Below are 14,756 nucleotides of genomic sequence, written 5' to 3' on the forward strand. Positions count from 1 at the left end.
TTCTCTTCCTTCTTGCAGGCCCTGCCCATGCTCCGACCTTTGTCGCTGTTGATCTCCAGCATCCTCATCCTCGGCGCTGGCGCCGCCATCGCCCCGGCCAGCGCCGCGCCGCCGGCGCTGGCGGCCAAGGCCACCGTGCCGGAGATCGCCTACACCCGCTTCACCCTGCCCAACGGCCTGACCGTGGTGGTGCATGAAGACCACAAGGCGCCGGTGGTGGCGGTGAGCATCTGGTATCACATCGGCTCCGGCGACGAGCCGGCCGGCAAGACCGGCTTCGCCCATCTGTTCGAGCACCTGATGTTCTCCGGCTCGGAGAACCACAAGGGCACCTATTTCGAGCCGTTCGAAAAGGTCGGCGCCACCGACATGAACGGCACCACCTGGTTCGACCGCACCAACTACTTCGAGACCGTGCCGACCACCGCGCTGGACATGGCGCTGTGGATGGAATCGGACCGCATGGGCCACCTGCTCGGCGCGATCGGGCAGAAGGAACTGGATACCCAGCGCGGCGTGGTGCAGAACGAGAAGCGCCAGGGCGAGAACCGCCCGTACGGGCGCGTGGACGAGAACATCCTGGCCAACCTCTTCCCGGCCAACCACCCGTACCAGCACGACACCATCGGCTCGATGGCCGACCTCGACGCGGCCTCGCTGGACGACGTCAAGCAGTGGTTCCACGACAACTACGGCGCCGCCAACACCACCCTGGTGCTGGCCGGCGACATCACCGTGGCCCAGGCGAAGGCCAAGGCCGAGCAGTATTTCGGCGACATCCCCGCCGGCAGGCCGGTGCCGCGCCAGCAGCCGTGGATCACCCCGCTGGCCAGGCAGACCCGCGGCGTGCAGCACGACCACGTCGCGCAGCCGCGCCTCTACCGCACCTGGGTGGTGCCGCAGCTGGGCAGCGACGACGCCGTGCAGCTGGACCTGGCCACCACCGTGCTCGGCGGCGGCAAGACCAGCCGCCTGTACCAGCGCCTGGTGTACCGCGACAATCTGGTGGACGACGTCTCGGCCAGCATCCAGCCGTTCGCGCTGGCCAGCCAGCTGCAGATCAGCGCCGACGTGAAGGACGGCGTGGACCCGGCCAAGGTCGAGGCCGCCATCGCCGACGAATTGCAGAAGTTCCTGGCCGAAGGCCCGAGCGCCGACGAACTGCAGCGCGCGCAGATCGCTGCACGCGCCAGCTTCGTGCGCGGCCTGGAGGAGGTCGGCGGCAAGGCCGCGATCCTGGCCGAGGGCCAGGTCTACCGCAACGATCCGGGCGCCTACCAGCACGACCTGCAGCGCATCCAGGCCGCCACCGCGGCCAGCGTGCGCAAGGCCGCCGACACCTGGTTCGGCAAGGGCGACTACCTGCTGACCGTACTGCCGGCCGGCGACGGCTTCGACCCGGCGGCCGAGGACAAGGCAGTCAAGCCGCTGCCCGTGGCCGCAGGCAAGCCAGCACCCAAGCTACCGGCCAAGGCCAGCTACAGCGTCGGCAAGAACCAGGTGGACCGCGCCACCGGCATCCCGGAAACCAGCCAGTTCCCGAGCCTGAGCTTCCCGCAGCTGCAGCGCGGCAAGCTCAAGAACGGCATCCAGGTGGTGCTGGCCGAGCGCCACACCATCCCGGTGACCCAGATCGAACTGCTGTTCGACGCCGGCTATGCGGCCGACCATGGGCACAAGCCCGGCACCGCCAGCTTCAGCGCCGCGCTGATGAACGAGAGCACCGCCTCGCTGGATTCGGTGGAAGTGGCGCAGCGCCGCCAGCACCTGGGCGCGATCACCGCAGTGGGCTGCAACCTGGACGCCTGCAGCGCCTCGTTGAATGCGCTCAACGACCAGTTGCAACCCTCGCTGCAACTGTTCGCCGACATCGTGCGCAATCCGGCCTTCAAGGCGTCGGACATCGAGCGCATTCGCGGCCAGTGGCTGGCCGGCATCGCGCAGGAGAAGACCAAGCCCACCAAGCTGGCGATGCGCGCGTTGCCGCCGCTGCTGTACGGCACGACCCACCCCTACGGCATCCCGCTCACCGGCAGCGGTACCGAGGCGGCGATCCAGAGCCTGGATGCGCGCGACCTTCAGGCCTTCCACGACCAATGGCTGCGCCCGGACAACCTGCGCATCCTGGTGGCAGGCGACACCACGCTGGCGCAGATCGTCCCGCAACTGGACGCGGTGTTCGGCGACTGGAAAGCGCCTGACACCGCATTGCCGAAGAAAGACCTGCGCAATGTCGCAGCGCAGCCCGCGCCGCGCGTCTATCTGATGAATCGCCCGGACGCGCCGCAGTCAGTGATCATGGCCGGGTTGCTCGCGCCGTCGACCAAGGCGCCGGGCAACCTGGCCATCGACGTGGCCAACGATGCCTTCGGCGGCACCTTCACCTCGCGGTTGAACATGAACCTGCGCGAGGACAAGCGCTGGGCCTACGGCGCCAACAGCTTCATGCTGGACGCGCAGGGCCAGCGCCCGTTCCTGTTCTTCGCCCCGGTGCAGACCGACAAGACCGCCGAGTCGGCCGCCGAGATCCTGAAGGAAGCCAAGGCCGTGGTCGGCGCCAAGCCGCTGACCGCCGAGGAGATCGCCAACATCAAGAACCAACGCATCCGCGCCCTGCCGGGCAGCTACGAGACCACCGGCGCGGTGCTGGGCGCGGTCGAGAGCATCGTCCAGTACGGGCGTGCGGACGACTACGTGCAGACCCTGAAGGTGCGCCTGGAAGGCATCGACCAGAACGCGGCGGAAGCGGCGATCAAGGACATCGTCGCGCCGCAGGCGATGACCTGGGTCATCGTCGGCGACCTCAAGCAGATCGAGGCGCCGGTACGCGCGCTGAAGCTGGGCCAGGTGCAGGTGCTGGACAGCGACGGCCAGCCGGTCAAGGCGAACGCCGCCAAGCAGTAACGCGACACGCGCATGGCCGGGAACTGCCGGCCATGCGTTGCAAGGCGGCGTGCGGGCGGGATCGCCCGCGACGCTGGACGTCTCGGTAGCCCCCCCCTGCGCAGTGGTCCACACGCTGCCCAGCTGCGTCGTCCTGCACAGCCGTCGAGAGTGCTTGATCCTGCCGACTGGCAGCGAATTTCTTAGTTGTCGCGGCAGTGCGCGAGTGGCGCGCGGTGTTCGAGCAACTGCGCATGTCGGACAGGGACTGCGCGCTGGTGAGCACCGCCTTCCGGCGTGCCGCGGAGGTGGGCATGCGCGAAGTGGAACACCATCTGTAAACAACACCGCCGGCCGTCCAGCCAGGACACGGAAAGCATCGCCTCCAGGCACGCTGATCAGCTGGGTGATGCGCAGACCCGGTGCTCCTGCCAGATGTCGCGACCACCGGAACAGCCGATTGGCCCCGCTTTTGCATCGCTTGCGGCATGCCACCGGCCATGCCTCCGTTCAAGCCGATCGTAACGCGGCCGCTATCATCAGATCGGCTATACGCGCCATGCGCTGCCAGGATCGCGGCGCATGCGCGCCTGTTCCTCGGCGAACGGCCGCCACCGCCGCCAATCACCCGCCTCCTCCTTCGGTCGTTTACCATGCCGCACGCATCCTGCTCTGGACCCGAGATGAGCCATGCCGCTCCTCCCTGTTGCACGCCGCTGCTGAGCCTGTCGCTGGGCCTGCTGCTGGGCAACTACGACACCGCCTCGGCGCAGCCCGCGCCGCGCGCGATGCAGACCGCGCGGGCGCCGGCGCCGCTGACCCCGGACCTGGCCTATCCCGAACTGTTCCAGGCCGTGCAGCAGCAGGAACTGTTCGACGACCAAAAGCACTTCGTCGATGCGTTGCCGCTGCGCGACCCGGCGCTGATCAACGCCGACTACCTGGCCCAGCGCCAGCAGCCGGGCTTCGACCTGCGCCGCTTCGTCGCCGCCAACTTCGAGGAATCCGGCCCGGTGCAGACCGAGGCGATCCGCCAAGACACCGGCCTGCGCGAGCACATCGATGCGCTGTGGCCGCTGCTGGTGCGGCGCCAGGTGGACGTGCCGGCGCACAGCAGCCTGCTGTCGCTGCCGCAGCCCTACGTGGTGCCGGGCGGGCGCTTCCGCGAGGTCTACTACTGGGATTCGTACTTCACCATGCTCGGCCTGGTCGAGAGCGGCGAACGCGAACGCAGCCGGCAAATGCTGGACAACTTCGCCTACCTGATCGACACCTACGGGCACATCCCCAACGGCAACCGCAGCTACTACCTGAGCCGCTCGCAGCCGCCGTTCTTCTCGCACATGGTGCAGCTGCAGGCCAAGGTGGAAGGCGACGCCGCCTATGCGCGCTACCTGCCGCAGCTGCAGAAGGAATACGCGTACTGGATGCAGGGCGCGCAGGCGCTGGCGCCGGGCAGCGCGCAGGCGCACGTGGTGCGGCTGGCCGACGGCAGCCTGCTCAACCGCTACTGGGACGCGCGCGACACGCCGCGCCCGGAAGCCTGGCTGCACGACGTGCGCACTGCGGCACAGGCCAAGGACCGCCCCGCCGCCGAGGTCTACCGCGATCTGCGCGCCGGCGCCGAGAGCGGCTGGGACTATTCCAGCCGCTGGCTCGGCGACCGCAAGACCCTGGCCACCATCCGCACCACCGCCATCGTCGCGGTCGATCTCAACAGCCTGCTCTACCACCTCGAAACCACCCTGGCCCTGGCCTGCAAAAAGAACCCGGGCGCTTCGGGCTGCGACACCGACTACGCGGCCCTGGCCAGCGCGCGCAAGACCGCGATGGACAAGCACCTGTGGAGCGATGCCGGCTACTACGCCGACTACGACTGGCAACAGCGCCGGCTGCGCGAACAGGTCACCGCCGCGGCGCTGTATCCGCTGTTCGTCGGCATCGCCTCGCCGGCGCGCGCCAAGCGCAGCGCCGACACTGTGCAGGCGCAGCTGCTGCGTCCCGGCGGCCTGGCCACCACCCGCCTGCATACCGGTCAGCAATGGGACGAACCCAACGGCTGGGCGCCGCTGCAATGGATCGCGGTGGACGGCCTGCGCCGCTACGGCCAGGACGCGCTGGCGCAGCGCATCGGCAGCCGCTTCCTGGCGCGGGTGCAGGCGCTGTTCGCGCAGCAGCACAAGCTGGTGGAGAAGTACGGCGTCGACGCCAAGGCCCAGGGCGGCGGCGGCGGCGAATATGCGCTGCAGGACGGCTTCGGCTGGACCAACGGCGTGACCCTGCTGTTGCTGGACCTGTATGCGAAACCGGCCATCGCCGCGCCGCCCGCAGCGGCGGCGCAGCGCCACGCACAGCCGGAGCCGGCCACGCCCTGAGGCGGCAGCCGGCGGGTATGCGGCTACGGCATCGTCGCCATCACCTCGCGCCACGAACCGCTGACGCTGCCGGTGAACGCGCAGCGCGGCCCGCTGTTCACCGACGCGCGCTACTGCGCCGGCGCTTCCGTCCTGGTCCCCATCGCTTCGCGGTAGCGCTGGTACAGCGCCATCACCTTGTCGATGTAGCCGCGGGTTTCCGCATATGGCGGCACGCCGCGGTAGCGCGCCACGGTGCCGATGCCGGCGTTGTAGGCGGCCGCGGCCAGGGTGCGGTCGCCCTGGTAGCGGCGCAGCAGCGATTGCATGTAGCGCGCACCCCCGGCGATCGACTGGTCGGCGGCGAACGGATCGGCCACGCCGTATTCCTTCGCCACTTCGGGCATCAGCTGCATCACGCCCTGCGCGCCCTTGGGCGACACCGCCGCGGCGTCGAAGCCGCTTTCGGCATGCGCGATCGCGCGCAGCCACGGATCGTCCACCCCGGTAGCGCGCGCCGCGGCGCGGAACTGCTTGGCGTGCATGTTCAACTGCGGCGCGCCGACCTTGCCCAGTCCCGGATGCGCCGCCTCGCCCGGCGGGGTGACCGCGGTGAAGCGCAGGTACGCGCGCGCCCCCGGCAGATTGCGCGTGGAATACACCAGGCGCCCGTCCTGCTCGCGTTCGTACAGGGTGCCGCTGAACACGCCCATGCTGCCCCACAGATTGGGCGTGGCGATCGCGGCATCGTCCAGTTCCTTCGGCGTGCAGCGCGACCCCGGCTCCGGCGCGGTCGCCAGGCTGACCGTGCCGTCGCGCACGCAGCGGTACACCGTGCGCGCCTGCGCCGCAGCAACGGCGCAGCAGCACAGCAGCAGGCTCAGCAGCGTTCGGGCACAGCGCATGGGTGGGAGGTGGAACCGGCGACGGTGGGCGCGCATCATCGCGCACCGTGCGTCGGCGCGGGTGAGGGCCGGCCAGGACACTCTTTTTGGCCCGCACCGTTGTAGAAGCGGCTTCAGCCGCGACAGGGTGCCGAAGCCGCTGCAGTTCCAGCTCCGCTCGTCGCGACTGACGTCGTTTCTACAGGAGGCTTGCGGCGAGCTGTCAGGTGCACTGTGGGAGGGACTTCAGTCCCGACTGCTGCCGAGATCGGATAGCCAGCCCACTCCGTTCCTCGCGGCTGGAGCCGCTCCTACAACGGCAAGCAGCCGGGAAAACGCCACCGTTACGGCGCGCATGCCGCCAGTTTCTGGTCGGCGTACCACAGCGCGCGCCGCGCCAGGTCGTAGGCGCTGTCGGCGGCGCGCGGCAGGGTCTGCTGCGCCAGGATCGGGTCGGCACCGCGGGCCATGGCGTTTTCCACCCGCTGCAGGTCGCCCAGGTTGTCCAGCACCGGCTGCAGCAGGCGGCTGCGCTGCGCCGCAGGGCAGGCCGCACGGCGCTGCTCCAGTTCGCCGATCGCCTTGCGGATGCGGCGGCTGGCCTCGCCGTCCAGGCCGGGCGCCTTTTCCAACGCGATCGGCGCGGCCTTGTAGGCATCGCCGGTGGCCTCGCTGCCGAGATCGCCCGGGCGCTCGTGCAGCGCCGGGTTGAAGCGCACGTCCGGCGGCGGCCGCGCCACCGCCGGCTGGTCGCTGCTCTTGGGCAGCATCTTCTTCATCGCATCGCCGATGCCCTGCATGGCCACGTCGCCCAGGGTGCCGTCGCTGGCCCAGTCCTTGTCGAAGCGGGTGGGCCGGTAGTCGATCGGGTTCGGACGCTCGAGCAGGCGCTTGGCCTTGGCCAGGTCGCGCGGGTTGGTGGTGCCCGGCGCGGTGCCCGGCGCCTCGGCGAACGGGTCCACCGCCACGCCGTCCGGCAGCCGCGCGCTGCCATCGCGGGTGTACAGCGTGGCACGCATCGGTGCGGCCGGCGCGGCCACCGCGGTGGCGCTGCGGGTCGGTGGCGGCAGCGACGCTTGCGCCGCGCGCGCGGCAGCCAGTGCGCGCCGTGCCGCGGCATGCGATGGCGGCGGCGGTGCCGCGACCGCGACCGAGCGCGGCACGAATACCAGCCGCATCGCATCGTGGGCATGCGCCGGCGCCGCCGCCGGCGCGATCAACAGCAGGCGGCCCAGCAACAGCAGGATCAGCACGGTGGTGACGGCCGCGCCCAGGTGCAGCAGCCGGTCTTGCACAGGTGCAGACGTCACGATGATCGAGATTCCATAGCCAGGCATGCGTCCACCGGAGGAGTGTCTCCGGACTGCGCTATGGTGCCGTGAGTTCCTGTACCGCACCGTGTCGGTCGGCGTCCACCGCCATCATGCACGGCCATGCGCCGCCAGACTGCAGGTGCAAAACCCCTGCCACGCTTGACGCTGCGCCATGCCGCGAGGAAACCGGCTAAGGTGGCCGGCGCCGATAGGGCGACAGCCGGCGTACAGCCAGCGCGCGTCGTCGGCGCCGATATCCCCTGTTCTGGAGAACGCGCCTGTTGTGGAGAAGCACATGATCCGATGGCTCGGCGCCTGCCTGCTGAGCGCCACCGCGACGCTGCCAGCCACCGCGGCGCCCTCGCACCTGGACACAATCGCCGAGCGCGGCACGCTGCGCGTGTGCAGCACCGGCGACTACCTGCCGTACAGCCTGCTGCGCGCGGACGGGGGCTACGAGGGCATCGACATCACCCTGGCGCAATCGCTCGCGGCCAGCCTGCAGGTGCCGGTGCAGTGGGTCCCCACGCGTTGGGCGACACTGCTGCCGGACCTGCTCGCCGATCGCTGCGACATCGCCGTGGGCGGCATCTCGGTGTCGCTGCCACGGCAGCGCCACGCCTGGTTCAGCGCGGTGCTCGACGTGGACGGCAAGATTCCGCTGGTGCGCTGCGCCGACCAGCAGCGCTATCGCGACATCGCGCAGATCAATCGCGCCGAGGTGCGGGTGATCGAACCGCGCGGCGGCACCAACGAAGCCTTCGCCCGCCGCGCGCTGCCGCACGCGCCGCTGACCCTGTCCGACGACAACACCGCGATCTTCCGCGACCTGGCCGAAGGCCGCGCCGACGTGATGATCACCGACGCCTCCGAAGCGCGCTTCCAGCAGCGCCGCGTGCCCGGCCTGTGCGCGGTGAACCCGCAACAGCCGCTGCAGTACAGCGAAAAGGCGTTCCTGCTGCCGCGCGACGACATGGCCTGGAAGGCCTACGTGGACCAGTGGCTGCACCTGAGCAAGGCCAGCGGCGAGTACCGCAAGGCGCAGGCGCCGTGGCTGGGGGAGGCGGCCGAGTAGCTTGCCGGGAAGCGTTGCGGATCGCACGGTTGCCGGGATCGGCGATGTACGGCGCGTCATGCGCATCGACCATGATGCCGTAGCAATCGGCGAACGGCGGCGTGCGGTCAGCCAGCCTGGCCGAGCTGTTCGGCCAGGTCGTTGCGCGGCGAGCGGCCGTACAGGCGGCTGTATTCGCGACTGAACTGCGACGGGCTCTGGTAGCCGACGCGGTAGCCGGCCGCACCCACGTCCATCCGCTCCACCACCATCAGCCGCCGCGCCTCGCGCAGGCGCAACTGCTTCTGGTATTGCAGCGGGGTCATCGCGGTCACCGCATTGAAATGGTGATGCAGCGACGAAGCGCTCATGTTCACCTGCCGCGCCAGGTCTTCGATCCGCAGCGGCTCGGCGTAGTGCTGGCGGTATTGACCGACACGCCGCGCACGCAATCGGCGCTGGCCTGCGCCGGCAGCGGAATGCGTTCGAGCAGATCGCGCAGCCGGTCCGGGCGGATTGCCATGCCCACGCCCAGCAACGGCCGCTCCGGGCTGGCCTGGGCGATCCGCGACACCACCGGCAGATCCAACGCCACCAGCAGGTAGGTGCCGACACCGTAGCGGTACTCCTCCGTGCCCAGGCTCAGGCATTTCTCGCCCTGCACCATCAGCGCGAAGCACGGCCACTGTGCGGCGTGCGTCTTCGGCGAGGGCGCGGTGCGGTGCGAACAGAACAGGCCGTCGATGGCGGTATCGCCGTCGGGGACGGCCAATCGGGCAATGAGTGCAGCGATTTCTTGATAGCGGTCGGCAAGCGCGGTCATCGGCGTCGGGCGCGGTGGCGGGCAATCGAAGGACCTGCAGCTTGCCTGGTGCTGCGACGGCGCGGTCGCCGCCATGGAACGGTTTGCAGGATCGGACAAGAATTCCGCGGGATCGCGATAACGCGCCGCGGCGCCGCGCTCGCATTCTGTGCAGGTAGGATCCCCCGTCGCGTCTACCGGAGTGCTCCCATGCCCCTCCTGCTTCCCGCCGCCCTCAGCTGCACGCCGATCGCCGCCGCCGCGCCCTGCCGCGCCCTTTCCCACCACTGCGCCGCGCCGCGCAACGCGCAGGGCTGAGCCGATGCAAGCGCATAGCGAAGCCCTGGAAATCACCACCTTCCGCCTGCAGGACTGCACCTGGCGCACCTTCCTGCGCGCCAATGCCGAAGTCGATGCCTGGCTGCAACGCCAGCCCGGCTTCCGCTCGCGGCGCATCGCGCGGCGCCGCGACGGCACCGTGGTCGACATGCTGCTGTGGGACAGCGTGGCCCACGGCACCGCCTCGGCACGGCGGCTGATGCGCGAACTGCAAGGCGCCGCGATCCATGCACTGATCGATCCGGACACGGTGTCCTGGGACATCGCGCCGGTGCAGCACGTCAGCGGCGAAGAGCGCGGCGACAGCGAGGCGGAAGCCGAAGCGGACAGCCTGGCGGCCTAGCGACGGCGACGGCCGCGCTCACACCCAGCCGCGGCGGCGGAACCACGCAAGCGGCAGCACCACGCTCAGCGCGATCACGCCCAGCGCCCAGTAATAGGCGTCGTGCCACTTGAGTTCGGGCATGTGCGCGAAGTTCATACCCCAAATGCCGACCAGCACCGTCGGCGGGATGCCCACCACCGACGCCACCGCCATCACCTTCATCACGTTGTTCTGGTCGATGTTGATCATGCCCAGCACGCTGTCGAGCAGGAACTCGACGCGGTCGTCCAGGTGCTGCTCAAATTCGCTCAGGGTGACCAGGTCCTTGTGCAGCAGGCCGATGCGCTTGGCCGCATCGTCGCCGAACCAGTCCGGCGCGGCGCCGTCCAGGTAGGTGGCCAGGCGCAACAGGCCGTGGCCGGCGTTGTGCATGCCGCCGAGCCGCCGGCCCATGCCGCCGACCGCGTGCAGCATCCGCTCCAGATCGCGCGAGGTGTGCGGTTGGTCGAAGGCCATGCGGGTGGTCTCGGTGATCTCCGCCTCCAGCGCTTCCAGCCGGTCCGCCAACTGCCCGACCAGCTGATCGAGCAGGCGCAGCAGCAGATCGTCGCTGCTCCGGCACGGGGTGTTCTCCAAGTGCGCGGCCACCGCTTGCAGCGACCCCATGCGCTGCTCGCGCTGAGTCACCAGCGCCCGCGGCGACAGCGCGAAGCCCAGCGGTGCGGTCGGGCCGTCCTCGTCCTGGAAGCGCGGCACATTGAGGAACAGCACGTCGCCCTCGATGCGCACCCGGCTGCTGAACTCGATCTCGCCGATCGCCGCCCGCGTGGGCAGGGCGAACCCCACCTGCCGGTCGGCCTCGGCCAGTTCTTCGCGGCTGGGCTGGCACAGGTCCACCCAGCAGAACGGTTGCGCGGACGTTCCGGCGATTCGGTGGATCGTGATCATCGGGTTCGGCTTGGTCGCGGGAGGGCGCGAGCATCCTCCGCCGCGGCTGAAGCGAACGTCAACGGCGCAGGCACGCGCCGCGGCGGGCAACGCCGTGCCAGCGCGCCGACAGCGCCATCGCCGCGCTAAGGCCGGCCCTCGCCACGCTGCCGCAGTTCAGCCGCGCGCGCCACCGCGACGCTTCAACGCATAGCCCACGCCCAGCAGCAGGAACCAGGCCGGGCTGGCCAGCAACGCCTGCCGGGTATCGTCCTGCAGCGTCAGCAACGCCAGCACGAAGGCGAAGAACGCCAGGCACACGTAGCACATGAGCACGCCGCCGGGCAGCTTGAACGCCGAGGCCGCATGCAGCTGCGGGCGCTTGCGCCGGTAGGCGATGTACGCGCACAGGATCAGCGACCAGACGAACATGAACAGCACCGCGGCCAGCGTGGTGACCAGGGTGAACGCGGTGACCAGATTCGGGATCAGGTACACCAGCAGCGTGCCGCCCAGCAGGCACGCGCAGGAAAACAGCAAGCCGCGCGCCGGCACCGCCGCGCGCGACAGCCGGGCGAAGCCGCGCGGCGCGTGCCGCTCTTCGGCCAGGCCGTACAGCATGCGGCTGGTGGAGAAGATACCGCTGTTGGCCGAGGAGGTGGCCGAGGTCAGCACCACGAAATTGATCAGGCTGGCCGCCGCCGGCACCCCGGCCAGCACGAATAGCTCCACGAACGGGCTCTTGCCCGGCACCACCTCGCGCCACGGCGTCACCGCCATGATCGCGATCAGCGCCAGCACGTAGAACACCAGGATCCGCACCGGAATCGAATTGATCGCCTTGGGCAGGTTGCGCCGCGGGTCGGCGGTCTCGGCGGCGGTGGTGCCGACCAGTTCGATGCCGACGAAGGCGAACACCGCGATCTGGAAGCCGGCGAAGAAACCGCCGATGCCCATCGGGAACATGCCGCCGTCGTTCCACAGATTGGCCAGCGAGGCCACGTGCCCGGACGGCGACTGGAATCCCCAGGCCACCAGCCCGGCGCCGGTCAGGATCAACGCGCAAATGGCCACGATCTTGATCAGCGCGAACCAGAATTCCAGTTCGCCGAACAGCTTTACCGTCACCAGGTTCAGGCTCAGCAGCAACAGCACGCATAGCAGCGCCGGGATCCACGGCGCCAGGCCGGGAAACCAGAACTGCGCGTACGCCGCGATCGCGATCACGTCGGCGATGGCGGTGATGATCCAGCAGAACCAGTAGGTCCAGCCGCAGAAGAACCCGGCCCACGGACCGAGCAGATCGGTGGAGAAGTCGATGAACGACTTGTACTCCAGGTTCGACAGCAGCAGTTCGCCCATCGCGCGCATCACGAAGAACAGCATCGCGCCGATGATCAGGTATACGAACAGGATCGACGGGCCGGCCAGGCTGATGGTCTTGCCCGAGCCCATGAACAGGCCGGTGCCGATGGCGCCACCGATCGCGATCAATTGCAGGTGGCGGTTGCACAGGCTGCGCTTGAGATGGTCGGGCTGGGCGGACGGGTCGGACATGGGCGCGGCCATCGGCAGGGGATCCGACAACATAGAAGATGCGACGCGCACGCGCCAGAGCGCTGCGCCCGCGTTACGCGCGGAAACCGGCACAAACCGCGCCGCCGCCAGCGCCAGCACGCCGCGCACGGCTCACACGATCTTGGTGCGCCGCCACCATTGCGTGACTTTTTCCTCGCGCACCAGGGTGAACAGGCCGGCGCCCAGGATCAGCGCGATGCCGACCAGCATCGGCCAGTCCAGGTGATCGTGGAACAGCCAGTAGCCGAAACCGATCGCCCACAGCATCTGGCTGTACTGGGTCGGCGCCACCGCGCTGACCGGCGCCAGCTGCGACGCGTACATCAGGAAGATCGCCGCCAGCCCCGCGAGCAGGCCATAGCCGGCCAGCAGCACCCATTGCTGCCAGGTCGGCCACACGAACGTCGGCAGCATCAGCAACCCGCCCATCAGCAACGGGCCGAGCACGCAGGCGCTGTACAGGGTCAGGCGCTTCTCGCCCGGCCCGGCCATGCGCAGGCTGATCACCGACACCGCCCCGACCAAGCCGCAGACGATGGCCGCGACATGGCCCTGGCTCAGGTGCCGGAAGCCCGGCCGCAATACGATCAGCACGCCGACGAAGCCGACGATCACCGCCAGCCAGCGCCGCCAGCGCACTTCCTCCTTGAGCAACAGCACCGACAGCACGGTGACGAAGATCGGCATCAGGAAGATCAGCGCGAACGCCTCGGCCATCGGCAACAGGGTGAAGGCGGTGACCGCCGACAGATTGCCGACCGCACCGGTGAACGCGCGCAGCAGCCAGATGCTGGGGCGCTGCGCCACCACCACCTCGCGCCAGCGGTCGCCGCGCTTCTTCAGGAACGGCAGCGCGGTGAGCATCAGCAACGCGCCGAAGAACACCACCTCGTAGGCCGGCAGCGTGCCTTCCAGGCCCTTCACGAACGCGTCGCTGACCGAATAAGCGGCATAGCAGGCGAAACCGAGCAGCACACCTTTGAGCATCGCGGATCCTGGCAGCTGGCGCCGCGCGCGGCGTCGGTCATTGAAGGGAGAGGACGGCGTCATTATGCGTCGCCATCGCCACGGCCACCATGACGGCTCGCTGCAGCCAACACGCGCGCGAGCCACGTGCCGCTGTGCGGACTGCGCCGCCGTCGCCGATGATTCCCGTGCCAGGCACGCCGCGGCAGCGCCAGCGCAGGACGTCGCAACGGGCCTCGGTTACGATGCCCTCCCCCGTATCGACGACCCGGCCTCGCGCAGCGCGCGCTGGCGCATCGCCTCCCTCGACGTGACCCATTCCACCGGCCCCCTGCTGACCCGCCCGCTCGCCAACGCGCTGCTTGTCGCACGCGATGGCGGCGCCGCCACCTGGACCGGGTCGCTGGATCTGCAGCGCAGCGAGGGCCAGGCCCTGCTCGCCACTGACAGCTGGCAGTGGCATGGACAGGCGTATCCGTATCCGTCCAAGCTCAAGGACCGCACGATCTACCACTGGGACGGCGACGAGTTCGCGCCGGTGTCGCGCTTCGGCGGCGCGCTGATCAAGCTGGTGCCGACCGAATGGGGCGCACCGACCTTCGAGATCGACGGCATCAAGATGCTGCCGAGCGCGCAGCTGTCGCCGTTCGAGGACGCGCGGCGCAAGGTCGCGCTGATCGAACCGCGCGGCAAGCGGGTGCTCGACACCTGCGGCGGGCTGGGCTATTTCGCCGCCTGCGCGCTGGAGGCCGGCGTGACGCAGCTGCACTCGTTCGAGAAGAACGCCGACGTGCTGTGGCTGCGCACGCTCAACCCGTGGTCGCCGGATCCGGCCGCCAGCGATGGGCGCCTGCAGCTGGAACACGCGGACGTCGGCCAAGCCATCGGTGCCATCGCCAGCGATTCGGTGGATGCGCTGCTGCACGACCCGCCACGCTTCGGCATCGCCGGCGAGCTGTATTCGCAGGCGTTCTACGACCAGCTCGCGCGGGTGCTGCGCCGCGGCGGACGGCTGTTCCACTACACCGGCAGCCCGAACAAACTGACCAGCGGCCGCGACGTGCCGCGCGAGGTGGCCAAGCGCCTGGAGAAGGCCGGCTTCCGCGCAGAACTCGCGCTGGACGGGGTGCTGGCGACGCGCCGCTAGGCTGTCTCGATTCGAGCGTAGTCCTTGCAGGAGCCGCGCCGGGTCGCCTCCGGCCACCGGCAAAGATGGGCCTGACCACATCAGAAAAAGGCATCGGGGGCTGAAGCCTCTCCTACAGTGGATTCAACCGGCTTGCCGCACGCCCTTGTAGGCTTCAGCCGCGACAGACAACCCATCGCGACCG

General features: G+C 69.5%; 13 protein-coding genes and 1 pseudogene. 7 read left to right on the forward strand and 7 right to left on the reverse strand.

Annotated elements, in window-relative coordinates; genetic code table 11:
* The first annotated feature begins 27 nt into the window (after positions 1 to 27).
* The 4 genes and pseudogenes from E4A48_RS14900 to E4A48_RS21725 form a co-directional block, all read left to right on the forward strand.
* On the forward strand, positions 28 to 2,904 hold the full coding sequence (locus E4A48_RS14900) for a M16 family metallopeptidase (RefSeq protein ID WP_142742683.1): 2,877 nt from the start codon (positions 28 to 30) through the stop codon (positions 2,902 to 2,904).
* Between the two features lie 197 nt (positions 2,905 to 3,101).
* On the forward strand, positions 3,102 to 3,224 hold the full coding sequence (locus E4A48_RS21225; RefSeq protein WP_256056226.1) for a hypothetical protein: 123 nt from the start codon (positions 3,102 to 3,104) through the stop codon (positions 3,222 to 3,224).
* Between the two features lie 342 nt (positions 3,225 to 3,566).
* Complete coding sequence (gene treA, locus E4A48_RS14905; RefSeq protein WP_142742684.1) at positions 3,567 to 5,258, forward strand: alpha,alpha-trehalase TreA; 1,692 nt, start codon at positions 3,567 to 3,569, stop codon at positions 5,256 to 5,258.
* 12 nt (positions 5,259 to 5,270) lie between these two features.
* A pseudogene (locus tag E4A48_RS21725) lies at positions 5,271 to 5,363 on the forward strand (AIM24 family protein); the annotation flags it as partial.
* A 5-nt stretch (positions 5,364 to 5,368) separates the two neighbouring features.
* On the opposite strand, the gene E4A48_RS14910 reads toward E4A48_RS21725, so the two are convergent.
* A complete protein-coding gene (locus tag E4A48_RS14910; protein WP_052235075.1) occupies positions 5,369 to 6,142 on the reverse strand; it encodes a lytic transglycosylase domain-containing protein in 774 nt (257 codons plus the stop codon).
* 323 nt (positions 6,143 to 6,465) lie between these two features.
* On the reverse strand, positions 6,466 to 7,431 hold the full coding sequence (locus E4A48_RS14915) for a hypothetical protein (protein ID WP_260607964.1): 966 nt from the start codon (positions 7,429 to 7,431) through the stop codon (positions 6,466 to 6,468).
* Between the two features lie 298 nt (positions 7,432 to 7,729).
* Here E4A48_RS14915 and E4A48_RS14920 point away from each other — a divergent pair, with 298 nt between their 5' ends.
* A complete protein-coding gene (locus tag E4A48_RS14920) occupies positions 7,730 to 8,509 on the forward strand; it encodes a transporter substrate-binding domain-containing protein (protein WP_142742685.1) in 780 nt (259 codons plus the stop codon).
* Positions 8,510 to 8,616: 107 nt separating this feature from the next.
* Here E4A48_RS14920 and E4A48_RS21230 read toward each other — a convergent pair whose 3' ends face one another.
* Positions 8,617 to 8,859 carry a helix-turn-helix transcriptional regulator gene (locus E4A48_RS21230; RefSeq protein ID WP_260607965.1) on the reverse strand — a complete coding sequence of 81 codons (243 nt, stop codon included), beginning with the start codon at positions 8,857 to 8,859 and terminating at the stop codon, positions 8,617 to 8,619.
* 2 nt (positions 8,860 to 8,861) lie between these two features.
* Entirely contained in the window at positions 8,862 to 9,311 is a 450-nt protein-coding gene (locus E4A48_RS21235; protein WP_260607966.1) for an AraC family transcriptional regulator, read from the reverse strand.
* A gap of 301 nt (positions 9,312 to 9,612) precedes the next feature.
* On the opposite strand from E4A48_RS21235, the gene E4A48_RS14930 reads away from it, so the two are divergent.
* Positions 9,613 to 9,972, forward strand: a complete 360-nt coding sequence (locus E4A48_RS14930) for a hypothetical protein (protein WP_039008057.1) — start codon at positions 9,613 to 9,615, stop codon at positions 9,970 to 9,972.
* Positions 9,973 to 9,990: 18 nt separating this feature from the next.
* Here E4A48_RS14930 and E4A48_RS14935 read toward each other — a convergent pair whose 3' ends face one another.
* From E4A48_RS14935 to E4A48_RS14945, 3 genes are all read right to left on the reverse strand, one after another.
* Entirely contained in the window at positions 9,991 to 10,902 is a 912-nt protein-coding gene (locus E4A48_RS14935; protein ID WP_039008059.1) for a CorA family divalent cation transporter, read from the reverse strand.
* A 156-nt stretch (positions 10,903 to 11,058) separates the two neighbouring features.
* Positions 11,059 to 12,438 carry a D-serine/D-alanine/glycine transporter gene (cycA, locus tag E4A48_RS14940; protein WP_039009334.1) on the reverse strand — a complete coding sequence of 460 codons (1,380 nt, stop codon included), beginning with the start codon at positions 12,436 to 12,438 and terminating at the stop codon, positions 11,059 to 11,061.
* A 132-nt stretch (positions 12,439 to 12,570) separates the two neighbouring features.
* Complete coding sequence (locus tag E4A48_RS14945) at positions 12,571 to 13,446, reverse strand: DMT family transporter (protein ID WP_039008061.1); 876 nt, start codon at positions 13,444 to 13,446, stop codon at positions 12,571 to 12,573.
* A 289-nt stretch (positions 13,447 to 13,735) separates the two neighbouring features.
* On the opposite strand from E4A48_RS14945, the gene E4A48_RS14950 reads away from it, so the two are divergent.
* Positions 13,736 to 14,572 (forward strand): class I SAM-dependent methyltransferase, encoded by an 837-nt coding sequence (locus tag E4A48_RS14950; RefSeq protein WP_039008063.1) that lies wholly within the window; start codon positions 13,736 to 13,738, stop codon positions 14,570 to 14,572.
* Positions 14,573 to 14,756 lie beyond the last annotated feature (184 nt).

The sequence above is a fragment of the Xanthomonas translucens pv. cerealis genome (assembly GCF_006838285.1).
Classification (GTDB): domain Bacteria; phylum Pseudomonadota; class Gammaproteobacteria; order Xanthomonadales; family Xanthomonadaceae; genus Xanthomonas_A; species Xanthomonas_A cerealis.

Excerpts from the sequence above, each read along its gene's own strand:
- E4A48_RS14920 (WP_142742685.1), top strand. The coding sequence starts at position 7,730 with ATGATCCGATGGCTCGGCGCCTGCCTGCTGAGCGCCACCGCGACGCTG.
- E4A48_RS21230 (WP_260607965.1), bottom strand. The coding sequence starts at position 8,859 with ATGAGCGCTTCGTCGCTGCATCACCATTTCAATGCGGTGACCGCGATG.
- treA (WP_142742684.1), top strand. The coding sequence starts at position 3,567 with ATGAGCCATGCCGCTCCTCCCTGTTGCACGCCGCTGCTGAGCCTGTCG.
- E4A48_RS14900 (WP_142742683.1), top strand. The coding sequence starts at position 28 with ATGCTCCGACCTTTGTCGCTGTTGATCTCCAGCATCCTCATCCTCGGC.
- E4A48_RS21235 (WP_260607966.1), bottom strand. The coding sequence starts at position 9,311 with ATGACCGCGCTTGCCGACCGCTATCAAGAAATCGCTGCACTCATTGCC.
- E4A48_RS14910 (WP_052235075.1), bottom strand. The coding sequence starts at position 6,142 with ATGCGCTGTGCCCGAACGCTGCTGAGCCTGCTGCTGTGCTGCTGCGCC.
- E4A48_RS14930 (WP_039008057.1), top strand. The coding sequence starts at position 9,613 with ATGCAAGCGCATAGCGAAGCCCTGGAAATCACCACCTTCCGCCTGCAG.
- cycA (WP_039009334.1), bottom strand. The coding sequence starts at position 12,438 with ATGTCCGACCCGTCCGCCCAGCCCGACCATCTCAAGCGCAGCCTGTGC.
- E4A48_RS14945 (WP_039008061.1), bottom strand. The coding sequence starts at position 13,446 with ATGCTCAAAGGTGTGCTGCTCGGTTTCGCCTGCTATGCCGCTTATTCG.
- E4A48_RS14935 (WP_039008059.1), bottom strand. The coding sequence starts at position 10,902 with ATGATCACGATCCACCGAATCGCCGGAACGTCCGCGCAACCGTTCTGC.